The sequence below is a fragment of the Streptomyces sp. SL06 genome (assembly GCF_058244745.1).
In genome coordinates this window covers 4,995,877-5,019,037 of sequence record NZ_JBSYOT010000002.1, presented here as the reverse complement: position 1 = coordinate 5,019,037, position 23,161 = coordinate 4,995,877, and the positions used below count along the sequence as shown (strand labels likewise).

The 23,161-nt window shown below is 72.9% G+C and carries 18 protein-coding genes and 1 pseudogene; 10 read left to right on the top strand and 9 right to left on the bottom strand.

The annotated features are described in order from the left end of the window. Positions 1 to 10 precede the first annotated feature (10 nt). The 4 genes from mmsA to AC4IHM_RS22860 all read left to right on the top strand — a co-directional run bounded on the left by mmsA (position 11) and on the right by AC4IHM_RS22860 (position 5,766). Positions 11 to 1,561: a multiple monosaccharide ABC transporter ATP-binding protein gene (mmsA, locus tag AC4IHM_RS22875; protein WP_490868874.1), complete on the top strand. Its 1,551-nt coding sequence runs from the start codon at positions 11 to 13 to the stop codon at positions 1,559 to 1,561. Further along, positions 1,558 to 2,802, top strand: coding sequence for a multiple monosaccharide ABC transporter permease (gene mmsB / locus AC4IHM_RS22870; protein ID WP_490868873.1), 1,245 nt, complete (start codon positions 1,558 to 1,560; stop codon positions 2,800 to 2,802). Before mmsA ends, mmsB begins: the two co-directional genes overlap by 4 nt. Beyond that, positions 2,799 to 3,923: an aldose epimerase family protein gene (locus AC4IHM_RS22865; protein WP_490868872.1), complete on the top strand. Its 1,125-nt coding sequence runs from the start codon at positions 2,799 to 2,801 to the stop codon at positions 3,921 to 3,923. The genes mmsB and AC4IHM_RS22865 overlap by 4 nt, the downstream gene beginning before the upstream one ends. A gap of 133 nt (positions 3,924 to 4,056) precedes the next feature. Further along, positions 4,057 to 5,766, top strand: a complete 1,710-nt coding sequence (locus AC4IHM_RS22860; protein ID WP_490868871.1) for a pyridoxal phosphate-dependent aminotransferase — start codon at positions 4,057 to 4,059, stop codon at positions 5,764 to 5,766. A gap of 31 nt (positions 5,767 to 5,797) precedes the next feature. Here AC4IHM_RS22860 and AC4IHM_RS22855 read toward each other — a convergent pair whose 3' ends face one another. Together AC4IHM_RS22855 and AC4IHM_RS22850 are read right to left on the bottom strand one after the other, a co-directional pair. Further along, positions 5,798 to 6,766 carry an arabinan endo-1,5-alpha-L-arabinosidase gene (locus tag AC4IHM_RS22855; RefSeq protein WP_490868870.1) on the bottom strand — a complete coding sequence of 323 codons (969 nt, stop codon included), beginning with the start codon at positions 6,764 to 6,766 and terminating at the stop codon, positions 5,798 to 5,800. A gap of 185 nt (positions 6,767 to 6,951) precedes the next feature. After that, positions 6,952 to 7,410: an RrF2 family transcriptional regulator gene (locus AC4IHM_RS22850; protein ID WP_490868869.1), complete on the bottom strand. Its 459-nt coding sequence runs from the start codon at positions 7,408 to 7,410 to the stop codon at positions 6,952 to 6,954. 360 nt (positions 7,411 to 7,770) lie between these two features. Here AC4IHM_RS22850 and AC4IHM_RS22845 point away from each other — a divergent pair. Then, positions 7,771 to 10,267, top strand: a pseudogene (locus AC4IHM_RS22845) (beta-galactosidase). A 12-nt stretch (positions 10,268 to 10,279) separates the two neighbouring features. On the opposite strand, the gene arfA reads toward AC4IHM_RS22845, so the two are convergent. From arfA to AC4IHM_RS22825, 4 genes are read right to left on the bottom strand one after another with little or no spacing between them, the layout of a single operon-like run. Next, the gene (arfA, locus tag AC4IHM_RS22840) at positions 10,280 to 11,785 is read right to left on the bottom strand and encodes an arabinosylfuranosidase ArfA (protein ID WP_490868868.1); all 1,506 of its coding nucleotides are present in this window, start codon (positions 11,783 to 11,785) and stop codon (positions 10,280 to 10,282) included. 54 nt (positions 11,786 to 11,839) lie between these two features. Continuing rightward, complete coding sequence (locus tag AC4IHM_RS22835) at positions 11,840 to 12,697, bottom strand: carbohydrate ABC transporter permease (RefSeq protein ID WP_490868867.1); 858 nt, start codon at positions 12,695 to 12,697, stop codon at positions 11,840 to 11,842. Then, positions 12,694 to 13,635, bottom strand: coding sequence for a carbohydrate ABC transporter permease (locus tag AC4IHM_RS22830; protein WP_490868866.1), 942 nt, complete (start codon positions 13,633 to 13,635; stop codon positions 12,694 to 12,696). The genes AC4IHM_RS22835 and AC4IHM_RS22830 overlap by 4 nt, the downstream gene beginning before the upstream one ends. Further along, positions 13,632 to 14,990: an extracellular solute-binding protein gene (locus AC4IHM_RS22825; protein ID WP_490868865.1), complete on the bottom strand. Its 1,359-nt coding sequence runs from the start codon at positions 14,988 to 14,990 to the stop codon at positions 13,632 to 13,634. Before AC4IHM_RS22825 ends, AC4IHM_RS22830 begins: the two co-directional genes overlap by 4 nt. Positions 14,991 to 15,256: 266 nt before the next feature. Here AC4IHM_RS22825 and AC4IHM_RS22820 point away from each other — a divergent pair, with 266 nt between their 5' ends. From AC4IHM_RS22820 to AC4IHM_RS22805, 4 genes are all read left to right on the top strand, one after another. Beyond that, positions 15,257 to 15,784: a toxin gene (locus AC4IHM_RS22820; RefSeq protein ID WP_490868864.1), complete on the top strand. Its 528-nt coding sequence runs from the start codon at positions 15,257 to 15,259 to the stop codon at positions 15,782 to 15,784. Continuing rightward, a complete protein-coding gene (locus AC4IHM_RS22815) occupies positions 15,781 to 16,968 on the top strand; it encodes an MAB_1171c family putative transporter (protein WP_490868863.1) in 1,188 nt (395 codons plus the stop codon). The genes AC4IHM_RS22820 and AC4IHM_RS22815 overlap by 4 nt, the downstream gene beginning before the upstream one ends. Positions 16,969 to 17,038: 70 nt before the next feature. Beyond that, positions 17,039 to 18,238: an MAB_1171c family putative transporter gene (locus AC4IHM_RS22810; RefSeq protein WP_490868862.1), complete on the top strand. Its 1,200-nt coding sequence runs from the start codon at positions 17,039 to 17,041 to the stop codon at positions 18,236 to 18,238. Positions 18,239 to 18,252: 14 nt separating this feature from the next. Then, on the top strand, positions 18,253 to 19,653 hold the full coding sequence (locus tag AC4IHM_RS22805) for an FAD-dependent monooxygenase (protein ID WP_490868861.1): 1,401 nt from the start codon (positions 18,253 to 18,255) through the stop codon (positions 19,651 to 19,653). A 30-nt stretch (positions 19,654 to 19,683) separates the two neighbouring features. Here the strand turns inward: AC4IHM_RS22805 and AC4IHM_RS22800 are convergent, their stop codons facing one another. Then, the gene (locus tag AC4IHM_RS22800) at positions 19,684 to 20,550 is read right to left on the bottom strand and encodes an SMP-30/gluconolactonase/LRE family protein (RefSeq protein WP_490868860.1); all 867 of its coding nucleotides are present in this window, start codon (positions 20,548 to 20,550) and stop codon (positions 19,684 to 19,686) included. Further along, positions 20,547 to 21,320: an IclR family transcriptional regulator gene (locus AC4IHM_RS22795; protein ID WP_490868859.1), complete on the bottom strand. Its 774-nt coding sequence runs from the start codon at positions 21,318 to 21,320 to the stop codon at positions 20,547 to 20,549. Before AC4IHM_RS22795 ends, AC4IHM_RS22800 begins: the two co-directional genes overlap by 4 nt. Before the next feature lie 168 nt (positions 21,321 to 21,488). On the opposite strand from AC4IHM_RS22795, the gene AC4IHM_RS22790 reads away from it, so the two are divergent. Next, positions 21,489 to 22,085: a hypothetical protein gene (locus tag AC4IHM_RS22790; protein ID WP_490868858.1), complete on the top strand. Its 597-nt coding sequence runs from the start codon at positions 21,489 to 21,491 to the stop codon at positions 22,083 to 22,085. Here AC4IHM_RS22790 and AC4IHM_RS22785 read toward each other — a convergent pair. Further along, complete coding sequence (locus tag AC4IHM_RS22785) at positions 22,045 to 22,947, bottom strand: ATP-grasp domain-containing protein (RefSeq protein WP_490868857.1); 903 nt, start codon at positions 22,945 to 22,947, stop codon at positions 22,045 to 22,047. The two genes, AC4IHM_RS22790 and AC4IHM_RS22785, sit on opposite strands and share 41 nt — an antisense overlap. Positions 22,948 to 23,161 lie beyond the last annotated feature (214 nt).

Here is a 23,161-nt window from a genome sequence, read left to right as displayed (position 1 = left end):
AGGCACGACCATGGCGGGACCCGTCCTGGAAATGCGCTCGATCGTCAAGACCTTTCCCGGTGTCAAAGCGCTGTCGGACGTCACACTGACCGTCCGCCAGGGCGAGGTCCACGCCATCTGCGGGGAGAACGGCGCCGGCAAGTCGACCCTGATGAAGGTCCTCTCCGGTGTCCATCCGCACGGCAGCTACGAGGGGGACATCCTCTTCGAGGGCGAGACCTGCCGGTTCAAGGACATCCGGGCGAGCGAGCAGCACGGCATCGTGATCATCCACCAGGAGCTGGCGCTGGTGCCGTATCTGTCGATCGCGGAGAACATCTTCCTCGGCAACGAGCACGCCAGGCGCGGGCTCATCAACTGGAACGACACCCTGAAGCACGCCGGCGAACTGCTGCGCCGGGTCGGTCTGGACGAGCACCCGGAGACCCGCGTCGCCGACATCGGCGTGGGCAAGCAGCAGCTCGTGGAGATCGCCAAAGCGCTCTCCAAGAAGGTGAAGCTGCTCATTCTGGACGAGCCGACGGCGGCGCTCAACGACGAGGACAGCGGCAAACTCCTCGGCCTGATCCTTCAGTTGAAGGATCAGGGCATGACCTCGATCATCATCTCGCACAAGCTGAACGAGATCCGCCACGTCGCCGACTCGGTCACCATCCTGCGCGACGGGCGTTCCATCGAGACGCTCGACGTGAAGGCGGCGGAGACGACCGAGGACCGGATCATCAGCGGGATGGTCGGCCGCGACCTGGAGCACCGCTTCCCCGAGCGGACCCCGCACCATCCGCAGGAGGGCGCCGCGCCCGCCCTCGAGATCCGCAACTGGACCGTGCACCACCCCATCGACCAGCAGCGCAAGGTCGTCGACGACGTCTCGATCGAGGTGCGGCGCGGCGAGATCGTCGGTATCGCCGGGCTCATGGGCGCCGGCCGCACCGAGCTGGCGATGAGCGTCTTCGGCCGCACCTACGGCCGGCACGCGGGCGGCACGGTGCTCAGGGACGGCACCGAGATCCGTACGAAGTCCGTGCCGGAGGCGGTGCGGCACGGCATCGCGTACGTCACCGAGGACCGCAAGCACTACGGCCTCAATCTGATCGACACCATCAACCGGAACATCTCGCTGACCGCGCTGGGCAAGGTCTCCAGGCGGGGTGTCGTCGACGAGCACGAGGAGCGGCAGGTCGCCGAGGGCTTCCGCAAGTCCATGAACATCAAGGCGCCGACCGTGTTCGAGCCGGTGGGCAGGCTGTCCGGCGGCAACCAGCAGAAGGTCGTCCTCAGCAAGTGGATCTTCGCGGGGCCCGAGGTGCTGATCCTGGACGAGCCCACCCGCGGCATCGACGTGGGCGCCAAGTACGAGATCTACACGGTCATCGACCAACTGGCCGCCCAGGGCAAGGCGGTCGTCTTCATCTCCTCCGAACTGCCGGAGCTGCTCGGCATGTGCGACCGCATCTACACGATGGCCGCGGGCCGGCTGACGGGTGAGTTCTCCCGGGCCGAGGCCTCGCAGGAAGCGCTGATGCGTCAGATGACCAAGGACAAAGAGGTAACCCGATGAGCACGGACGTGACCGCGAAGACCCCGGCCCCCGCGCCGCCGGGCAGGGGCGGACCGGCCTCCGGCGGCGGTCTGCTGCGGCTGATGCTGGACGGCCTGCGCCGCAACATGCGCCAGTACGGCATGCTGATCGCGCTCGGTCTGATCGTGGTGCTGTTCGCCGTGTGGTCGGACGGCGACCTGCTGCTGCCGCGCAACGTCTCCAACCTGGTGCTGCAGAACAGCTACATCCTGATTCTCGCGATCGGCATGATGCTCGTCATCATCGCGGGCCACATCGATCTGTCGGTCGGCTCGCTGACCGCGTTCATCGGCGCGATGGCCGCGGTGCTGATGGTCGAGCACGACATCGCCTGGCCGGTCGCGGTGGTGCTGTGCCTGGCCATCGGTGCCGTCGCGGGATCCGTGCAGGGGTTCTTCATCGCCTATCTCGGCATACCGTCGTTCATCGTGACCCTGGCGGGCATGCTGCTCTTCCGCGGTCTGACGGAGATCTTCCTCAAGGGGCAGACCCTCGGCCCGTTCCCGAAGGACCTGCAGAAGATCGCCAACGGCTTCCTGCCCGAGGTCGGCCCGCACACCAACTACCACAACCTCACCCTGCTGCTCGGCTTCGTCCTGATCGCCTTCGTGGTGTACCAGGAGGTCCGCGACCGCAGGCGGCAGCGGGAGTTCTCCCTCGACGTGCCGCCCGTCAGGCTGTTCCTGCTGAAGCTGGTCGCGCTGGTGGCCGCCGTCCTCGTGGTCACGCTGCTGCTGGCCAGCTACAAGGGCGCCCCGATCGTGCTGCTCATCCTGGGCGTGCTGGTCGTCGGCTTCGGCTATCTGATGCGCAACGCGATCATCGGCCGCCACATCTACGCCATCGGCGGCAACCTGCCCGCGGCCAAGCTGTCGGGTGTGAAGGACAAGAAGGTCACCTTCCTGGTCTTCCTGAACATGGGCATGCTCGCGGCGCTGGCCGGTCTGGTCTTCGCCGCCCGGTTCAACGCGGCCTCGCCCAAGGCGGGCCTCAACTTCGAACTGGAGGCCATCGCCGCCTCGTTCATCGGCGGCGCGTCGATGAGCGGCGGTGTCGGCACGGTGCTCGGCGCGATCATCGGCGGTCTGGTCCTGGGTGTGCTGAACAACGGCATGAACCTCGTCGGCATCGGCACCGACTGGCAGCAGGTCATCAAGGGAGCGGTACTACTGGCGGCGGTCGGGTTCGACGTGTGGAACAAGCGCAGGGTCGGTTCGTGACGGCCCCGGGGCCCCGCCGGCCGGGGCGGGGCCCCGCCTCATTCCCGGCACACGCCACGGGAGGCGGGAAGCCGGTGGGGGAACTCTTCGGCAGGCTCGCCGACGGGACGCGGGTGCACCGCTGGTCGCTGGAGAACGGCGGCACCCGGATGAAGGTGCTGTCCTACGGCGGCGTCGTGCAGCGCCTGGAGATCCCCGACCGCCGGGGCCGTTACGCGAACGTCTGCCTGGGCTTCGACGGCCTCGACGACTACGTGGCGCGCAGCCCGTACTTCGGTGCCCTGATCGGGCGGTACGGCAACCGCATCGCCGAGGGCCGCTTCACCCTGGACGGCAGGCGGTACCAGCTCTCCGTCAACGACGGCGAGAACTCCCTGCACGGCGGCGCCCTGGGCTTCGACCACCGGGTGTGGCACGTCGAGCCGTTCGCCGAGGGCTCCGACGTCGGCCTGGTCCTGCGGCACACCAGCGTCGACGGCGAGATGGGCTACCCGGGCACGCTCAGGGCGAAGGCGACGTACACGCTCACCCGGGGCGGCGACTGGCGCATCGACTACGAGGCCACCACCGACAGGCCCACCGTCGTCAACCTCACCAGCCACGTCTACTGGAACCTGGCGGGCGAGGGCAGCGGCACGATCGAGGACCACGAGCTGTCGATCGCGGCCTCCCGCTACACCCCCACCGACGCGGGTCTGATCCCGACCGGCGAGCTGGCGGGGGTCGCGGGCACGCCCTTCGACTTCCGGCGCGCCAAGCCCGTCGGCCGGGACCTCCGCGCCGCCCATCCGCAGGTGGTCACCGCCCGGGGCTTCGACCACAACTGGGTCCTCGACAAGGGCCTCACCCGCCGCCCCGAGCACGTCGCCACCCTGCGCGAGCCCTCCGGCGGGCGCGTCCTGCGCATCGCCACCGACCAGCCCGGTCTGCAGTTCTACTCGGGCAACCTCCTCGACGGGATCCAGACCGGCCCCGGCGGCTCCCCGTACCGCCGGGGCGACGCCCTGTGCCTGGAGACGCAGCACTTCCCCAACTCGCCGAACAGGCCGTCGTTCCCGTCGACCGTGCTGCGGCCGGGGCAGACGTACCGGACGTCGACGGTGCACTCGTTCGGGCGGTGAGGACCCCCGCTCCGGGCGGGCGCAGAGGTAAGGCACACTTCCTTCACACGCGTTGAACGGCGCCTCGCGCACCCGCGTATGTAGGGGTGGCCCGCGCTCCCCCGCGCGGGCCACCCAGCCTACGGAGGTCCACTTGTCCGGCAACGTCACCTCGTTGTTCCGCAGCACCGCGGCGCACAGCCCGTCGATGGCTGCGCTCACGCGGGAGAGCGGCGACGAGGCCGGCGCCGGACCGGTGGACTTCTGCATCCCGTGCAACCCGTACTTCCCCACCCCGGCGATGTTCGAGGAGATGGCCGGCCGGCTGCGCGACATCATCACGTACTACCCGAGCAGCGCCGACACCATCACCGCCGAACTGTGCAGCCTCCTCCAACTGCCGCCGCAGTGCGTGGCGATGGGCAACGGCTCCACCGAGCTGATCACCTGGATCGACCACCTGCTGGTCCGCGAGTCGCTCGCCGTCCCCGTCCCCACCTTCGGCCGCTGGACCGACCAGCCCATGGAGACCGGCAAGCGGGTCGACATGTTCCCGCTCCAGGAGTCCAGCGGCTTCGCCCTCGACCTCGCCCGGTACGCCGAGTTCATCCGGGCCAGAGGCACCCGGGCGGTGGTGATCTGCAACCCCAACAACCCCGACGGCGGCTATCTGCACAAGCAGGCGCTCGTGCAGTTCATGGACGCGATGGCCGACCGGGACCTGGTCGTCATCGACGAGTCCTTCCTGGAGTTCGCCGACGCGGAGTCGGACCCCAGCGTGGTCCAGGAGGCGATGCTGCGCCCCAACGTCATCGTCCTGCGCAGCCTCGGCAAGAACTTCGGCCTGCACGGCATCCGCTTCGGCTATCTGGTCGCCAACCCGGCGCTCGCGGGCAAGGTGCGCGGGATGCTGCCCAAGTGGAACCTCAACTCCTTCGCGGAGCACGTGGTGTTCATGCTGCGCAACCACGGCACCGAGTACGCGCAGAGCCTGCACCAGGTGCGCCGCGACCGCCTGGAGATGACCGGCCAGCTCTCCTCGCTGCCCGGCCTGACCGTCTACCCCTCCCAGGGCAACTTCCTCTTCGTGCGCCTTCCCGTGGGCGCCGAGGGCACCGTCGTCCGGGACCGGATGCTCACCGAGCACCGGGTCCTGGTCCGTGAATGCGGCAACAAGATCGGTTCGTCCAGCCGCTTCCTGCGTCTCGTGGTGCGCCCCCAGGCCGACGTGCGCCGGCTGGTGTCCGGCCTGGAACAGGTGCTCTACGGGACCGGGAGGGGAGCCGCCGTGCCCGAGCCCGCTACAGGGACCGGCTACAGCTCGGGCACGGCGGCGGTGGACCGCCTGATGAGCCAGACCAACGGGGCGGGCATGCGGGGCCTGGCCGAGGGGACCTCCGGTGCTCCGGTGCTCCCCGCCGCTCCGGCCGCCGGTACCGGCATGCCGCTCCCCGCCGCGGCGTCCGCCGCCCCGGCGGCGGCCGCCATCGGCGCGCCGCAGGGGCCGGCGGAACCTCAGCAGGTCCCGCGGCAGGCCCCGCAACAGGCGCCGGTCCCCCAGCCGGCGCCGTACCCCGGACCGGTGCCGGTCCCCCACCCGGCACCGGTCCCGCAGCCCCAGCCCATGGCCGCCCAGGGCCCCGTCCCCGCTCCCGCCCCGGCTCCGGCCCCCGCGCCCGCCCAGGTCGCCCCGGCGGCCCAGTACCCGCCGCCCACCGGACCCACCCCGCCCGGCGTCCCGGCCCGCGGCGGTCTCACGGCTGCCCAGGTCAGGGGCACCAACGGCCTGGAGTCGGTCCCGGCGACGGGCTGGCCGGGGCCCCAGAACTGGCCGAACCCGGCGGGCATGGGCCAGACGGGCTGAGGCACCGCACCTGCCCGGACCGCAGGCGGCGTCAGTGGGCGACCGGCCATCCGCTGCTCCAGTCCAGGAGGTTGATGCCGAGCTTCGGGGTGCCGTTGTCGTTGCCGTCGTAGTAGTGGTAGACGATCAGGTCGCCGTCGACATCATTCATGATCGACTGTCCGCCGGGGCCGATGACGCTGCCGTGCGACTCAAGCACGGGCATCCCGCCGCCCGCCGTCATCGGGACGCCGTTGCGGTCGTAGTAGGGCCCGGTGACGCCGCCCGCCCGGCCGACCTTGACCTTGTACGTGGAGCTGCTGCCGGCGCAGCAGGTGTCGTACGAGGCGAAGAGGTAGTAGTACCCGTTGCGCTTGACGAGGTACGGGGCCTCGACGGCCTTGGTCCCGGAGGGCCGGGAGGCCAGGGAGCGCAGGGCGGTGTCGGAGGCGAGCTGCTTCCCGGTGGCCGGATCGATCCGGATCATCTTGATGCCGGTCCACCAACTGCCGAAGGACAGCCACCACTTGCCGTCGTCGTCGACGAAGAGGTTCGGGTCGATGGCGTTGTAGTCGTCGGCGGAGGTCGAGGAGTGGACGATGCCGTAGTCGCTCCAACTGCCCGGCGCACCGCTCGTGGAGCCCGCGAGCCCGATGGCGGAGGTGTTCACGCCGAACTTCGAGACGGAGTAGTACATCAGGTACTTGCCGCCGTGGTACGAGATGTCGGGCGCCCAGGCCTCGGGGACGGCGGAGTACCGGGACCACCAGGCCGGCCGGGCGGCGAAGGCGTCCGCGCCCGCGGAGAAGGCGGTGCGGTCGGAGGATGCCTTGCTGCTGATGCCGCCGCCGGTGGCGTAGAGCAGGTACTGCCCGGAGGCGGTGCGGATCATCGTCGGGTCGTGCGTGACGAGGGAGCCGGTGACCCGGCCCGGGTCGGGGTACGCCGACGCCGTGGTGGGGACGAGGGCGAGCAGTGCGGCGGCGGGTAGGGCGAGGAGTGCGGTGCGCTTGCGGCTCATGGTGGGGACGCTCCCTTTCCTGTTCCGTATCTCGAACATCGATCGCCTTTTCGGACGGGAACGTAGAATCGAACCCCTTGCGCGTCAATGGCCCGCACAGCGGCGGCGGCCAACGGCCGAAAAGTGCACCGGGCCACGGGCGACGCCCCGGCGAACGGGCGGGTCGTGCCGGGGTGCGCGCGGTCCTACGGGTTCTCCCACGCCGCCGGTTCCGCCGCCAACTCCCGTACCTGGTCCGGCAGGGCACCGGCCGCGAGGTCGGCGATGGTCACGCCCTCCAGGATCCGGCGCACATTGGCGCGCAGCGCCACCCACAGCGGCAGCAGGGGGCCCGCCGTGCCCGTGTACACCAGTGCCGTCGGCCGCTCCCCGCGCACCGAGACGATCGGCCCGTCCACCGCCCGGATCACGTCCGCGACCGTGATCGCCGACGCCTCGCGCGCCAGCCGGTACCCGCCGCCCCCGCCGCGCCGGCTCTCGACGACGCCGCCACGCCGGAGGTCCCCGAGGATCCCCTCCAGAAACTTGTGCGGAATCTCCTGCACGGCGGCCACGTCCTCCGCCTTCACCGGCGATTCGCCCTGCCGGACGGCGAGTTCCAGCACCGCCCGTACCGCGTAGTCCGCCCGCGCCGAGATCCTCATACGCACATTGTGCGGTCGGTTGTGGACAATGGCCCCCAGCACAGGCACCCCGGCGGACCCACCCGCACCGGCGGCCCCGGCCGCGGGAGCGGCTCCGCCGGCGGGATACGCGGTACCCGCGAGAGCACAGGAGAGGCTCCCTTGGAGCTAAGCAGACGAGTATTCAGCGCCCTGGCGGGCACCACCCTCCTCGGTCTCGGGCTCGGCGGCAGCGTGAGCGGCCGGGCGCTGCCCGTGGCCGGCGCGTCCGCTGCGGCGCTCACCGGGCCGCCCGGCGCCGACGGGGTACGCCGCCGGGTCACCCTGAAGGGGGACTCCGTACGCGTCGACGGCAGACCGCTGCCGCTGTGGTCCGGCGAGATGCACCCCTTCCGGCTGCCGAGCCCGTCCCTGTGGCGGGACGTGCTGCAGAAGATGCGGGCGTACGGCTACAACGCGGTCGACGTCCGGCTCGCCTGGAACCAGCACTCCCCCGCCCCCGGCGAGTACGACTTCACCGGCGTCCGCGACCTGGACCTCTTCCTGCGCACGGCCACCGAGACCGGCCTGTACGTCGTCCTCCACCCCGGCCCGCGCATCGGCGCGGACGTGGACGCCGGCGGCCTGCCCGGCTGGCTGACGACGACCGCCGGCCCCGCCTGTCCGCGGCACGCCGGCGCGTGGCTGGGCCGGGTCAACGCCGTCGTCTCCCGGCACCAGTTCACCCGCGGCACCGGCACGGTCCTGCTCTACCGGGTCGGCGCCGCGCCCGGCGTCCTGCCCGGCCGCCTGCGCGAGAGGATCCGCGCCGACGGCATCGACGTACCCCTCCTCCACGACGACGCCCCGGCCGCCCGGCGAGCGGCGCAGGAGCCCGTGGACGCCGCCGGGGCGCGGCAGTTCCATCTCGCCCGGCTCGCGCAGGCGGGCATCCGGCGCGAGGCCCACACCGCGTTCGGCGGCACCTCGTGGGGCTGGCTGCCCGCACCGTCCGCGCCCGGCCCGACGTACGCCCCCACGGCGGTGCTCGACGAGGCGCGCAGGCCGACGGACCGGCTCGCCCCGCTCCACCAGCTCGGCCACCTCCAGCACCACGTCCCCGGCTTCGCCTCCCTGGAGGAGGCGCCGCGGGTCCGCGCCGCCGACGCCCGGATCCAGGTGCGGCACCTGACCGGACGGGGCACCGGCGTCCACGCCTACGTCCTGCGCAACGACACCGCCGCCGACGTGACCTCGACGCTGCCGCTGGCCGGAACCGATGTCGAGGTCACCGTCCCGGCCGGGGACGCCAAGCTGCTCGCCACCGGGCTGGACCTGGGCGCGGGCCGGAAGCTGGCGTACGCCACCGTGCAGCCCATGCTCTCGATGTCCCTTGGACGGCTGGACATCGCCGCCTTCGTGGGCCGGGCCGGGGAGATGGCGCACCTGGTCCTTGACTGCCCGCACGAGCCGTGGCCCACCCGGCTGGACGAGGAGGCCGCCTGGGCGTACGACCACGGCACGCTCCACATCATGGTGCCGCTCGCCGAGAACCGGCTGACCCGGGTGCGGATCCGCAGCGGCGACAGCGACCGCACCCTGGTGCTGCTCGTCGGCGACGACACCGCCTCGCTGCGGCTGTGGCCCCACCGGACGCCCTCGGGCCGGGTCCTCGTCCACGGCCCGGCGCTGCTGCGCGAGGTCTTACTGGACGGCTCCACGGTCCGGCTGAGCGGTGACACCGTCGAGAAGTGCGGTCTCGAGGTGTGGGCGCCGCACGGCATCACCGATGTCACCTGGAACGGCGAGGCGGTGCGCACCTGGCCGAGCCGCGCGCACAGTCTGCGGGCCGCCTGGGCGTCGCTGCCCACCCCGCCCGAGCCGGTGCTGCCGGCCCTCGGCGGCTGGCGGCGCCGCGCCGAGAACCCCGAGTCCGGGCCCGGCTTCGACGACGGGACGTGGCCGGCCGCCGACCGCACGGCGTCGTACGGCACGACGCCCGTGCCCGAGGGGCGGCCGGTGCTCTTCGCCGACGACTACGGCTTCCACTACGGCGACGTTCTGGTACCGGGGCCGGCTCACCGGCGCCGCGGGCCTCAAGGCGGTGTCCCTCGACTACCGCACGGGCGCGCACGGGCTGCTGATGGCCTGGCTGGACGGGGAGCCGCTGGGCACGCACCGCGTCGGCGCGGAGCAGGAGGGGCCGGGCACATGGAGCGCCACGGCCGCCCTGCGGCTGCCGGAGCGGCTGCGCGAGGAGCGGCGCGGCAGGCCCGACGGCGGCGACCGCGCCGTCCTGTCCGTCCTGGTCCGGCGCACCCAGCACGACCAGGACGCCTACCGGGCGGCCCGCGGGCTGGTGTCGGCCGGCTTCGAGGGCGCGTCGCCCGACGTGCGCTGGCGGCTGCGGGGCGCCGTCGCGCCCGACCCCGTGCGCGGGCCGCTCAACAACGGCGGGCTGTACGGGGAGCGCAACGGCTGGCATCTGCCCGGGTACGACGCCGGCGGCTGGCAGGCGGTGCCCTCGGTGTCCTTCTCCCGCGAGGACGGGCTCCAGGGCGTGACCTGGTACCGGACGGCCTTCCGGCTGGACGTGCCGCCGGACGTCGACGCCTCGGTCGGGCTGCTCCTGGACGGCGCCCCGGACCCCGGCCACCGCGCCCAGGTCTTCCTGAACGGCTGGAACATGGGCGAGTACGTGGGCGGCGGGACGGGCCCGCACACCTTCGTCCTGCCCAACGGCGTCCTGCGTACCCGCGCCGTCGACAACACCCTGGCGCTGGCGGTCCTCTCCGGCGGCGGATCGGCGTCGGGCCCGGGGACGGTGCGCCTGGAGCCGCTGGGCAGCGCGGCCGGAGGGGTGCGGGTGGAACCGGTGGCCTCCCCCGGCCGGCGCTGACCCGGGCGGGCCTCAGCGCAGCCGGATCATGTTCCAGGACAGCGGTTCGAGGGCGGCGGTCAGCCTGCCGTCCGTCAGGGCCGTGCCCTCGACCGGGTGCGGAACGACCCGCTCCGGCTCGGCGAGCGTGTTGCGGGCGTCCGGGTCGGCGTCCGCGAGGGCGCTGTGCTCGACGACCTCGGTCAACTCCAGGCCGCTCAGGGTGATGTCGAGGGGCAGCGGCTCGGTGCGGGAGCGGTTGACGGCGAAGACGGTGACCGAGCCGTCCGGGGCGCGCACGGCGGTGGCGTGCAGCAGGTCGGCCTCGCCGTACTTGCGCGTCTCGTACGTCGGCGAGTCCACCCGGACGTCGAGGACCTCGCCGCGCCCGTGCCCGGCGGCCTGGGCGAACGGGAAGAACGTCGTCTGCCGCCAGGCCGGGCCGCCCGGCTCGGTCATGATCGGGGCGATGACGTTGACGAGCTGGGCGAGGCAGGCGACGGCGACGCGGTCGGCGTGCCGGAGCAGGGCGATGAGGAGCGAGCCGAGGACGACCGCGTCCATGACGCTGTAGTTGTCCTCCAGCAGGCGCGGCGCCTCGGGCCAGTCCAGGGCGGCGACCTCGGCCTGCGAGCGGGACATGTACCAGACGTTCCACTCGTCGAAGGAGAGGTTGATCCGCTTCTTCGACTTGAGGCGGGCGCCGACGTGGTCGCAGGTGGCGACGACGTTCTCGATGAACGACTCCATGTCCACGGCGGAGGCCAGGAAGGAGTCGACGTCTTCGTCGAGCGGCTCGTAGTAGGCGTGCAGGGAGATGAGGTCGACCAGGTCGTACGTCTCCTTGAGGACCGTCGCCTCCCACTCGGCGAAGGTCTCCATGGACTGGCCGGAGGACCCGCAGGCGACGAGTTCGACGCCGGGGTCGATCTGGCGCATGGCGCGGGCGGTCTCGGCGGCGAGGCGGCCGTACTCCTCGGCGGTCTTGTGGCCGGTCTGCCAGGGGCCGTCCATCTCGTTGCCGAGGCACCACAGGCGGATGCCGAAGGGGTCCTTGTCGCCGTGCTCGACGCGCAGGTCCGAAAGCGCCGTGCCGGAGGGGTGGTTGGCGTACTCCTGGAGTTCGACGGCCTCGGCCACCCCGCGGGTGCCGAGGTTGACCGCCATCATGGGTTCGGTCTGCGGGCCGGCCTTCTTGAGGAAGGCGATGTACTCGGACAGGCCGAACCGGTTGGTCTCCGTGGAGCGCCAGGCCGGGTCGAGGCGGCGGGGGCGGTTCTCCACCGGGCCCACCGAGTCCTCCCACCGGTAGCCGGAGACGAAGTTGCCGCCGGGGTAGCGCACGACGGTGACTCCGAGTTCCCGGACCAGGTCGAGCACGTCCTGGCGCAGGCCGGCGGCGTCGGCGGTGGGGTGGCCCGGCTCGAAGACGCCGGTGTACACGCAGCGGCCGAGGTGCTCCACGAAGGAGCCGAAGAGGCGGGGGCTGACTTCGCCGACGGTGAAGGCGGGGTCGAGGGTGAAGCGGGCGGTGCGCATCTTTTCCTTTCGGTGGGTGGTGTCCTGTCCGCGGGTCGCGGAGGGCTGCGCCCCCTACTGGCCGGCGAGTCCCGTGTGGGCGACGCCCGCCACGATCTGGCGCTGGAAGAAGACGAAGACCACGATCAGCGGCAGACCCGCCATGAGGCCGCCGGCCATGAGCTGGGCCCACTGGATGCCGTAGGAGTTCATGACGGTCGCGATGCCGTTCGGCATGGTCATCAGGTCGGGGTTGTTGGTGACCATGTAGGGCCACAGGAAGTTGTTCCACGAGCTGATGAAGGTGAAGATGCCGACCGCCGCGAGCGAGGGGCGGGACAGCGGCACGATGATCGTGAGGAAGACCCGCCAGCGGCCCGCGCCGTCGATGAAGGCGGCCTCCTCAAGCTCGCGGGGGACGCCCTGGAAGAACTTGTAGAGGATGTAGACCATCGCGGCGGGCGCGCACTGCGGCAGGATCATGCCCCAGTAGGTGTCGACCATGCCCAGTTGCTGGACGGTGGTGAACAGCGGGACGCCGAGCACGGCCGGGGAGACCATCAGGCCCGCCATCACCACGCCCATCAGGGCGCCCTTGCCCCGGAACTCGGTGCGGGCGAAGCCGTATCCGGCGGGCGCGCTCACCACCAGCACGATCGTCGTCACGCAGACCGAGACGACCAGGGAGTTGACGAACCAGTCGGTGATGTTGCCGGTCTCGAACACGGCCGTCCAGGCCTGGCCGGTCCATTCCTTCGGCAGCCACCGCGGCGGCACCTCGACGGCCTCGGTCTCCGACTTGAGCGAGGTGAACAGGGCCCAGGCGAGCGGGGCCAGGAACACCGCGGAGACGGCGGTGCCGAGGAGGGTGAGCACGATCTGGCCGCCCGGCCGGGCGCGGCGGGTCCTGGTCCGGGCCTCGGCGGTGGTCATCGGCCGCCCTCCTCACGGTTGCGCAGCAGCCACACGCGTACGAGGGCAACGGCCGCGATGAGCACGAAGAAGATGAGGGAGATCGCGGAGGCGTAGCCCACGCGGTAGCTGGTGAAGCCCTGTTCGAGGGTGTACTGCACGAAGGTGCGGGTCGATTCCTCGGGTCCCGGCCCGAAGTCCTGGATCACCACGGCCTGGTCGAAGACCTGGAGCGAGGCGAGGATCTGCAGGGCGACGACGAGCCCGGTGATGTTGCGCAGCAGCGGCAGCGTGATGTGGAGGACGCGCTGCCGGGCGTTGGCGCCGTCCAGCTCGGCGGCCTCGTAGAGGTGTACGGGGATGCCCTGGAGCGCGGCGAGGTAGAGCAGGAAGCTGAAGCCGACCGTCCACCACAGGGTGGTGATGACGACGGCGAGCATCGCGTACGACTTGTCGGTCAGCCAGGGCGTCTCGATGCCGAAGACGTGGTTGATCATTCCCGTGCCGGGGTTGAACAGCCACTGCCACAGGTTGGCGGCGACGGTGGACGGCAGCAGGAACGGCAGGAAGAAGCACAGCCGCCACAGCCACTTGCCGCGTTCGATGTGGTGGGCGAGCAGCGCGAGGAGGAGGGCGAGGACCGTGATGCAGGGCACGACGAGCAGCGTGAAGTAGGCGCTGTGGCCGAGCGATTGCCACACCAGCGGGTCCTTCAGGGCCTCGCGGTAGTTGTCCGGGCCGACGAAGTCCGCGCCGTCGCCCGAGATGTTGGCGTCGGTGAGGCTGAGATGGAGGCCGCGCAGCAGCGGCCAGATCACGAAGAGCGCGAAGAGGGCGAGGAAGGGGGCGACGAACCAGCCGCCGTGCTGGAGGCCCTGCCCGCGGCGGACGGTGGCGCCGCCCGCGGCGGTCCCCGCGCGCGCCGGGCGGGCGATCGTCTCGGCGCCGGTCGTCGTCATGCGACGGCACCTCCCTGGGCGGCGGTGCGGCCGTCCATCGGGTTCTTCATGGCGAGCAGCCGGGTGAGCGTGTCCTTCATCCGGCGGGCGGCCGCCTCGGGCTTCGCGGAGCCGGTCGTCGAGGAGACGACGACGGGTCCGACGCGCTGGGCGAGGATGCCGGTGGAGCCGGCGAACCACACCTTGGGCTCGGTGGCCTGGTGGTCCATCGCGGTGACGTACTCGTTCTGCGGGGCCAGCCTCCGGTAGGCGGCCGTCGACAGTGTCGGTGTGTAGGCGGGGATGTGTCCGCCGGCCGCCCACTGCCGGGCGTGCCTGACGACGTAGGCGGCGAGCCGGTGCGCGCCCTCGTCGGCGGCGCCGCCGCGGCCGGCCCGGTGCGGCAGGACGAAGGAGTGGGACTCGGCGTGGGTGGCCGGCCTGCCGAAGACGGGCGGCAGCGGGGTGGCGCCGTAGTCGGCCTTCGCGGCGTCGAAGACCGGCACGGACCAGTTGCCCTCCCAGACGAAGGGGGCGCCGTTGACGAACTGTTCGGCGCCCGCGCCGGCCCCGAAGCGCGGGTCGGCGTATCCGTCGGTGATGTGCCGCCGCAGGAACTCCAGTACCCGGACGGCCTTGTCGGTGTCGAAGGTGACCTCGGTGTCGGCGGCGTCGAACCAGGTGCCGCCGAGCTGGGTGTAGAAGGCGACGAAGAACCACCACTGGAAGTTCTGGTCGTTGTGCCACAGGCCGATGGTCTGCAACCCCTTCCGCGTGGCCCTTTTGGCCCGCTTCAGTACGTCGAACCACTCGTCGGTGGACGTCACGGGCACCATCCGCCCGTCGGCGCCGAGCAGGCCGGCCCTCCTCAGCACGTCCTTGCGGTAGAAGCAGAGCTGGACGTGGATGTCGAGGGGGAGGGCGTAGAGCTTGCCGTCGACGACGGCGCGTTTCCACAGCTCGGGGCTGAAGTCGTCTTCCCGCACGCCGTACTTGGCGAGCAGGCCGGTGTCCCAGGGGTCCAGGAGGCGGCCGGGCGAGAAGCCGGTGACGCGGCCCAGGTGCATGACGGCGAGGTCCGGTGCGCGGTTGCCGGCTGCGGCCATGGCGAGCTTGGTGTAGAAGGGGCTGCCCCACTGGAGGGTGGAGTCCTTCACGCCGATGCCGGGGTTGTCCTCGCGGAAGGAGTCCAGCATCGCGATCATGTTGTATCCGTCGCCGCCGCTGAAGAGGTTCCAGTAGCGCACCCGGGTGTCCGCCCCGGAGGCGAGCGCGTCGGCTCCGGTACCGAGCGCCGCGAAGCCGAAGCTCCCGGCGACCGTCAGCCCGCCCGCAGCGGCGAGCAGTTGCCTGCGATCCAGGCCAGGTCGTCCCATGCCCTGCCCCATCTGCTCATGGATTGCTCGAATGACTCGACCCGATTGTTCGGGATGTCGAATACCGCCCGTAACTTCGAACGGGACCGTAGGTGGGAAGCGCTTTCACGTCAATGGATCGGACAAGAACCCGGACAAGAACTCGGCCAAGAACGCGTCGCGGGACGGTCCGTGGGCGTCGCTCGCATGACGCGGACACATCGACCCGCGTAGGCTCGAACGGCCTTGGGTGCGGTGGGGCGGTCACGGGAAACGGGGAGACAGCGGTGCGGACCAGGAAGGAGATGCGTCGTCTGGCGGACGCCCTCGTCGACCCCATACGGGTGGCGGTACCGGCCGACCCCGAGGTCCTGTTCGACGCGCTCGTCGCCTCCGTGAGCGCGTGGCGCGGACGCGAGGTCGTCGTACACCGGGCGGCGTTCCCGCCGCACACCGCGAGCGGACTGTGGCTGGAGCGGGAGAGCCACGACGACGTGGTGGTGGACGAACGCGCCGCCGTCTGGCACCAGATCGTCATCTTCTGCCACGAGGTGTGGCACATGAACCGCAGACCGGCGGAGCCGGACCCGGCCGCCGCCGGAAGACCCCGGCCGGTCGCCGCGCGCACCGACTTCAGCCTGGCCGAGGAGCAGGAGGCGGACCGCTTCGGCATGCTGATGGGCACTCGGCTGCGCACCTGGCTGGAGGCCTCCGCCGACCCGGTGTTCGCCGCCGGGGACGGCGACCCCGAGCACCCGCGCGACCTCGCCGGACGCATCGGCGCGGCGCTCAACTACCGCGGGACGACCAGATGAACGGCCTGATCAACTACGTCTCCTGCGGGGCCCTGTGGCTCGGCCTGGTCGTGAAGGCCCCCGACCTGCTGCGCCACCGGCACGATCCCTATCTGCGGGCCATCTGCGCGGTGCTGGGGACGGCCGGGCTGTGCTTCCTGCTCGGGGCGCCGCCGACGGTCGGCGCGGTCAACGACCTGAGCGGCGTGCCCAACCTCGCGGCCCCGCTCACCTACGCGGCGATCACCGGGTACTGCGCGGCCTCCCAGGTCCTCGTCGTCCACTGGCGCGGCGGGCCCCGGGTGCGCCGCACCGCCCGCCGCTGGACGCTCGCCTACGCGGTGGTGCTCGTGGGCATCGCGGTGACCTTCGCCCTCGGCAAGGCGCCCGTGGAGCGCCGCACCGACCTGGACACCTACTACGCGACAACCCCGTTCATCGCCCAGATGATCGTGCTGTACCTGCTCGCGCACCTCACCGCCGTGAGCGTGACCACGGTGTCCGCGCTGCGCTGGGCGCGCCGGGTGCGGGGCGGGCTGCGGGCGGGCCTGATGCTGCTGGGCACCGGCGCGCTGAGCGGGGCCGGCTACAGCGGAACCAAGCTCGTCGCGGTGGCCGCGCGCTGGTCCGGGCACGACTGGTCGGCGCTCGGCACCACCGTCTCCCCGGCCGCCGCCGCCCTCGGCGCGCAGCTGACGGTCGTCGGGGTGCTCGTCCCGCTGGCGGCGCCCCGGGTGGCCGAGTGGCGGCGGGCCGGGCGGACGTACGCCCGGCTCGGGCCCCTGGAGCGGACGCTGGACGACCTGCTCACCCGCCGTGCCCTGCGGCTGCCCAGGCCCCGGTTCGCCTCGCCCGCCACCCGGCTGATGTGGCGCCGGACCAGCATCCACAACGCGCTCGGCCACCTGGCCGCGTACTTCGACCGGGACCTGTACGACCGTACCCACGCCGGTGTGCTGAGGGCCACGGGTGATCCGGAGCGGGCCGAGGCGACCGCCTGGGCCGCCGTGATCACCGCCGCCGTACGGAGCGAGGCGGCCCCCGGCCGGCAGGCGCCGCCGCCCGACGGCACCGGCCGGCCCCCGGAGCCGGCCCCCGGCCCGGCGGCCCTCGGCCGGATCGCCGACGTGCTGGCGGGCACCGCGCCGGTGCCCCCGCCGGCCCCCGCGGTGCCGACCGGTACGACCACGGCGGGAACCGCGTGAGCGGCGGCGGTCGCGTCGACGACCGGGGCGGGCGGGCCGGCGAAGGCCACCGCGAGAGGAGTTGTCCGGCATGAGTCTCGTCGTGTATCTGGCGGCCCTGGTGTTCGGCATGACCTCCTCCGTGCTGCTGTTCCGCCGCCCGCGCACCGCCCTGCGCAACCCGCTGACCCTGTCCACCTGCGTGGCGATCGTCCTCGGTGCCCTGGTCTTCGTCTGCGCGGCCCCCGCCACCCTCGCCGCCGTCAACGAACTCACCGGCGTCCCCAACTTCGGTGCCCCGCTGACCTACGGCATGCTCTCCGCGTACAGCTGCGCCGTGCTGGTGCTGCTGATCAACTGGCGGGGCGGCCCGCGCCGGCTGGTGCGGCGGATGGTGCTGCGCAGCATGGCCGCCTACGGTCTGCTGGTGGTCGCCATCGTCGTGCTGTTCACCCTCGCCGACTCGGACACCGAGCGGCTGACCGATCTCGACACCTACTACGCCGGCACCCCGTTCATGCGGGAGATGATCCTGCTGTACCTGCTCGGGCACAGCGCGGCGATGCTGGTGATGTGCGCCGTCTGCGTCAAGTGGGGCCGCGAGGTGGGCGGTCTGCTGCGGACCGGGTTACGGCTGATCCTGCTGGGCGCGCTGCTCGACGTGGTGGGGTTCCAGCTGACCAAGTACACCGCGGTCGTGGCGCGTTGGACGGGGCACGACCTCGACTTCCTGTCCACCAGCGTGGCCCCGCCGCTGGCCTCGCTGGGCGCGGTGCTGTGCTCGGCGGGATTCGCGCTGCCGAGGCTGCTGCCGCCGCTGGCCGCCCACTGGCGGGGTCTTGGCGACTACCGCCGGCTGGACCCGCTGTGGTCCCTGGTGCGGTCGGTGTCCACCGCCCCCAAGCCGCCGACCGCCTGGTGGCAGCTTCCGCGGGCCCGGCTCCAGTGGCGCGAGGTGTCCATCCACGACGCCCTGCTCGCGCTGGCGCCCTACTTCGACCACGGGGTCCGTGAGCGGGTGCGGGAGACCGCCCTGCGCACCGGCCGCTCCCCGCACGAGGCCCGGCTGGCGGCGGAGGCGGCCATGCTCACCGAGGCCGCGCGCCGGGCCGCCGCCCGTGAGGAACCGCCCGAGACCGCCGGTACGTACCGGCTGCACGCCACCGAGGTCACCGGCCCGAGCGGGCTGGTGGAACTGGCGCAGGCGCTGCGCCGCCCGCCCGGCCCTGCCGCCGCGCCCGACGGTACGGCGCCGTCCTCCCTGTCCGGCCTGTCCGGAACCAATGGCTGAACCCGAGGAGCCCCATGTCGCGTAGAGCTGTCGTCATCGGTGCCGGACTGGCCGGCATGCTGGCCGCGGCCGTGCTGTCCGCCGCCGGAGCGGAGGAGGTGGTCGTGGTGGAGCGCGACGAGTTGCCCGAGGGGCCCGAGCCGCGCCGTGGGCTGCCGCAGGGGCGGCACGCGCACCTGCTCATGGCCGGCGGGCTGGCCGCCATGGAGGAGATCGTGCCGGGCGTGCGCGCACGGCTGCTCGCCGCCGGGGCGCACGAGATATCCCTGGCCTCGGACATGCTGGCCCTCACCCCCGAGGGCTGGCTGCGGCGGTGGCGGCGCGAGGGGCCCGTCATGCTGACGTGCACCCGCGCCCTGGTGGACTGGACGGTACGGGCCGCGGTCCTCGAACAGTGCCCGGTCGAGATCCGCAGGGCGGCCGTGGTGGGCCTGACCGGATCGGCGGGGCGGGTGCGCGGGGTGCGGATCGCGGCGCCCGGCGGGGACACGGACCTCGACGCCGGCCTGGTCGTCGACGCGAGCGGCCGCGGTACCCGGGTCGTCAACTGGCTCGACGGGCTCGGGGTGTCCGGCGTGCGCACCAGGACCGTGGACTCCGGGCTGGTCAACGCGTCGCGCGTGTACCGGGTGCCGGCCGGCGCGGAACGGTTCCCGCTGACGATCGTGCAGGCCAACCCCTACGTGTCCAGGCCGGCGCGGAGCGCGATGGTCATGCCGGTCGAGGGGGGCCGCTGGCTGGTGAGCTGCGGCGGCTCGCGCGGCGGTGAACCGTCGGCGGACCCCGAGGAGTTCCTGCGCTACACGCTCGAACTGCCCGACCCCGTCGTGGGGCGGCTGATCTCCGGTGCGCAGCCGCTCACCGACGTGCATCTGAGCCGGTCGACCAGCAACGTGCGGCGGTATCTGGACAAGGTGCCGGGCTGGCCGGAGGGCTTCGTGGTCCTCGGGGACGCGCTGGGCACCTTCAACCCGGCGTACGGGCAGGGCATGTCGGTGGCCGCGTTCGGCGCGCGGGTCCTCGGCCGGGAGCTGGGCCGGGCCGACGGCCTGGACGCTGCCGGTCTCGCCCGGCGGGTGCTGCGGGGCGCGGCGCGGTCGGTGGACGCGGCGTGGTCCATGGCCGTCGGCCAGGACGTCCTCTACCCGAATGTGCGCGGCGCGCGGCGGCCGGGCGTCGCCGACCGCCTCGGGACGGCGTACACCCGGCGAATGGCGAGGGCGGCCACCAGCTCCTACCCGGCGGCCTCGGCGATCTGGGACGTCACCAGCATGCGCGCGTCCCCGGCCCGCGTGTTCCACCCCGCCGCGGTCCTCGCCGCCCTGGCCGGTCCCCCGCTCCCGCCCCTGGCCGGGCCCCCGCTGACCCCGGGCGAGCGGAGCGTGCTCGCGGGCCTGGACCGCACGGGGGTGTGAGCGGGCGGCCGGCCCCGAGGGACCCCGCGCTCAGCCCGCGAACGCCGGTTGCGGCACCCCCCGGCCCGCGTCCGGTACCACCAGGACCGCGCCCGCCAGGGGGTGCGGGTCCGGCAGGCCCACCCGGGCCGTGGTGACGTACAGGTCGGTCAGGCCGGGGCCGCCGAAGGCGCAGGCCGTGACGCGGGGCACGGGGAGGGCGACCACCCGGTCCAGGTCGCCCGACGGGGTGTAGCGGCGTACCGCGCCGCCGTCCCACAGGGCGACCCAGACGCAGCCCTCGGCGTCGACGCAGAGGCCGTCGGGGAAGCCCGCGCCGTCCTCGATCACGGCCAGGGTGCGGCGGCCCGTGATCCGGCCGTCGGCGGCGTCGGTGTCGAAGACGTTGACACGGCGGGTGGGTGTGTCGTTGTAGTACATCAGCCGGCCGTCCGGGCTCCAGCCGGTGCCGTTGCTCACCGTCACGTCGTCCAGGAGGACCTCGGCCGTGCCGTCCCCGGCGATCCGGGACAGGGTGCCGCCGCCGGCCGCCTCGTCGTAGCGCATGGTGCCGGCCCACAGGCTGCCGTGGGGTGCGACGGCGGCGTCGTTGCCTCGGCGGCCCGGGACGGCCTCCCGGTACAGCCAGTGGAAGGTGTCGTCGGCGTCGAGCAGCCCGATCCCGTCCCGCAGATTGAGGACGAGCCCGCCGCCCGCCCGGGGCTTGACCGCGCCCACGTGCTGGCCGGTGCGGCGCACCGTGCGCCGGCCGGTGGCCGGATCGTGGGTGTGGACACGGGAGTTCAGGATGTCGATCCACAGCAGGCGGTTGGTCGCCGGGTCCCAGGTGGGGCCCTCGCCGAGGGCCGCCCGAGCGTCGACGGCCACCTCCCACGCCGGGCCGGCCGGCCTCGTCATGCCGCGCTCCGGTGGCCGAGCCGCTCGGACAGGTCGGCGGCGCCCTTGGCGGCGAGCTGCTCCAGCTCGGCGCGGCGCTCCTCGCTCCAGCGGATCATCGGCACGGAGATCGACAGCGCGGCGACGACCCGGCCGGTGCGGTCGCGGACCGGGGCGGCCACGCAGGACACGTCCGGGTTGGACTCGCGGCTCTCCACCGCGATGCCGCGCTCGCGGATCGCGGTGAGGGCCTCGCGCAGGGCGGCCGGGTCGGTGATGCTGTTCGGGGTCATCGCGGTCAGTTCGGCACCGTCGGGGAAGCGCGCGGTGACCTCCGGCCCGGGGAGGGAGGCCAGCAGCATCTTGCCGACGGAGGTGCAGTGCGCGGGCAGCCGGCGTCCGGCCGCCGACACCATGCGCACCGCGTGCGTGGAGTCGACCTTCGCGATGTAGATGACGTTGGTGTCCTCCAGGATCGCCACGTGCACGGTCTCGTCGCAGGTCTCGGCGACGGTCCGGGCGACCTGCTGGCCCTCGGCGGCGAGGTCGAGGTGCTCGGCGTAGCGGGCGCCGAGCTGGTACGGGCGCACCCCGAGCCGGTACCGTCCGGGCTGCCCGGCCACGGGGACGATGTACTTGCGTGCGGCGAGCGTGGTGACCAGCTCGTGCACGGTGGTGCGCGGCAACTGGAGCCGGCGCACGATGTCGGGTGCGGAGAGCGTGCCGTCCCCGTCGAGGAACAGCTCCAGTATGTCGAGAGCCCGGGTCACGGCTGGTACGAGACGTCCCATGTCCGGCCCCCTCCCTAGGTGTCTCAGGCGCCTGCGGTCGAAAAACCCGATGTTCGAGATTTCAACAGACGATCGGAATGGCGAACACAGGCTACTCATACCGTGTTTGCCGGGGCAATGGGCGGGCGTGCCGGCCACGGTCCCTGTCCATGGTCCACGATGGTGCCCATGCCCCTCCCCACTCCCAACGGTCCCGCCGGTCCGTTCACCCCGCGCGACTTCCAGCTGGTGCTGCTGCGCCGCATGGCCGACCACAACCCGGGCCAGGTCGAGGACGCCCGCCGCGAACTGGGCGCCTCGCCCGCGCAGATGCGGGAGGCCAACAAGCGCTGGCAGGCGATGCTCCGCTCCCCGCGGTCCCGTTCGGCCGCCTCCCGCTACCGCTCCGTCCTCGGTGAACCCGAGTCGTCGGTTCCGCGCAGGATCGGCGACCTGGAGTGCGAGGCCCGGCAGTGGGCGCTCCCCCTCTGGCCGGACCTGCGCTTCGAGGTGCTCGTCGCCGACGGGGGCGCCGTCTGGAACGAGTGGCTGGTGCGCGCCCCGGGCGCCGAGGGCCCCGAGCTGCGCACCCTGGACGATCTCACCCCCTGGTCCTGCACGGTCGACGAGGCGGCCCGCGCCTTCGCCCCCGCCCGGCCGCTCCAGGGCTCGGCGCCCACCCGCTGGGCGCTGGCCTTCAGCGCCCCGGACCGGGACGGCGTACCGCGCGAGGTGGTCGCGGAGTTCACCTGGGGGCTGCTCCAGCGGACGGCGGTCGGCGGGTAGCCGCTTCGAGCACCGCCTCGACCACCCGGGGCAGCGACCGCTCGTGCAGCCACAGGAAGAGGTTCGGCTCGACCAGCTCCAGCTCCATCACCTGCGGCCGCCCGTCCGGCCCGTCCACCAGGTCGACACGGGCGTACAGCAGCTCGGGGCCGTCCGGTACGGCGGCCAGGGCGCTCTCGGCGACGGCGAGTTCGGCCGGGGTCGGGGTCCAGGGCGCAAGGCCCGGGTGCGCGACCTTCCGCTCGTCGTAGGGCGTCCCCGGGGTGAGGACGGCGCCCTTGCGGCTGGCGTGCAGCGGGCGCCCGCCGACGAACTGCAGCGCCCGTTCGCCCGCGGTGTCGATGGCGCGCACGTAGGGCTGCACCATCGCCGTGAAGCCCTCGGCGTGCATCCGCTCCACCTGCCGCAGGGCCCTGGCGTGCTCGTCGGGTGTGTAGCGGGCGGCGAAGCGGGCCCCGGCGCCCGAGGTGGGCTTGACGACGTACTCGTGGTCGCCGGGCAGACCGGGCGCCTCGCCGGGGGCGACATAGCGGGTCGGGACGGTGGGCACGCCGGCCGCCGCGAGGTCGCCGAGGTAGCGCTTGTCGGTGTTCCACCGCACGACACCGGCCGGGTTCGCCAGCCGGGTGGCCCTGCCGCACTTGTCGGCCCACGCGGTGAACTCGCCGGCTCGCCAGCTGTAGTCCCAGGTCGAGCGGATCACGGCGAGGTCGAAGGACCCCCAGTCGACCCCGTCGTCGTCCCACACCTCGGCGGACGCGCGGGCCCCCGCCTCCTCCAGCGCCCGCACCAGTACCGGGAGGTCCCGGTCGACGCTGGTCCGGGGTCCGGGGCGGCAGGTGACAAGGGCTATGCGAACCATGGCGGGCGTTCCTCTTCCGGGCCGGCGCGGGGTCCCGGTGCGGCGCTCGGCGGCCGGTTCGGCGAGCTTCGTCCCCCGGTGGCCGGGAGCGTAACACCGGGCGCGCGGCGGCCGGACGGCTCGCCCACTCGGCCGGCCCGGTGCCGCCCGGGTCGCCCCGGGCGTGGGCGTGCCCCTGCCGACGGCCCGTTCCCGGCCGGCGCCGCGCCGGACG

Excerpts from the sequence above, each read along its gene's own strand:
- mmsA (WP_490868874.1), top strand. The coding sequence starts at position 11 with ATGGCGGGACCCGTCCTGGAAATGCGCTCGATCGTCAAGACCTTTCCC.
- mmsB (WP_490868873.1), top strand. The coding sequence starts at position 1,558 with ATGAGCACGGACGTGACCGCGAAGACCCCGGCCCCCGCGCCGCCGGGC.
- AC4IHM_RS22855 (WP_490868870.1), bottom strand. The coding sequence starts at position 6,766 with ATGAGCCGCAAGCGCACCGCACTCCTCGCCCTACCCGCCGCCGCACTG.
- AC4IHM_RS22850 (WP_490868869.1), bottom strand. The coding sequence starts at position 7,410 with ATGAGGATCTCGGCGCGGGCGGACTACGCGGTACGGGCGGTGCTGGAA.
- arfA (WP_490868868.1), bottom strand. The coding sequence starts at position 11,785 with ATGCGCACCGCCCGCTTCACCCTCGACCCCGCCTTCACCGTCGGCGAA.
- AC4IHM_RS22835 (WP_490868867.1), bottom strand. The coding sequence starts at position 12,697 with ATGACCACCGCCGAGGCCCGGACCAGGACCCGCCGCGCCCGGCCGGGC.
- AC4IHM_RS22830 (WP_490868866.1), bottom strand. The coding sequence starts at position 13,635 with ATGACGACGACCGGCGCCGAGACGATCGCCCGCCCGGCGCGCGCGGGG.
- AC4IHM_RS22825 (WP_490868865.1), bottom strand. The coding sequence starts at position 14,990 with ATGGGACGACCTGGCCTGGATCGCAGGCAACTGCTCGCCGCTGCGGGC.
- AC4IHM_RS22815 (WP_490868863.1), top strand. The coding sequence starts at position 15,781 with ATGAACGGCCTGATCAACTACGTCTCCTGCGGGGCCCTGTGGCTCGGC.
- AC4IHM_RS22810 (WP_490868862.1), top strand. The coding sequence starts at position 17,039 with ATGAGTCTCGTCGTGTATCTGGCGGCCCTGGTGTTCGGCATGACCTCC.
- AC4IHM_RS22805 (WP_490868861.1), top strand. The coding sequence starts at position 18,253 with ATGTCGCGTAGAGCTGTCGTCATCGGTGCCGGACTGGCCGGCATGCTG.
- AC4IHM_RS22800 (WP_490868860.1), bottom strand. The coding sequence starts at position 20,550 with ATGACGAGGCCGGCCGGCCCGGCGTGGGAGGTGGCCGTCGACGCTCGG.
- AC4IHM_RS22795 (WP_490868859.1), bottom strand. The coding sequence starts at position 21,320 with ATGGGACGTCTCGTACCAGCCGTGACCCGGGCTCTCGACATACTGGAG.
- AC4IHM_RS22790 (WP_490868858.1), top strand. The coding sequence starts at position 21,489 with ATGCCCCTCCCCACTCCCAACGGTCCCGCCGGTCCGTTCACCCCGCGC.
- AC4IHM_RS22785 (WP_490868857.1), bottom strand. The coding sequence starts at position 22,947 with ATGGTTCGCATAGCCCTTGTCACCTGCCGCCCCGGACCCCGGACCAGC.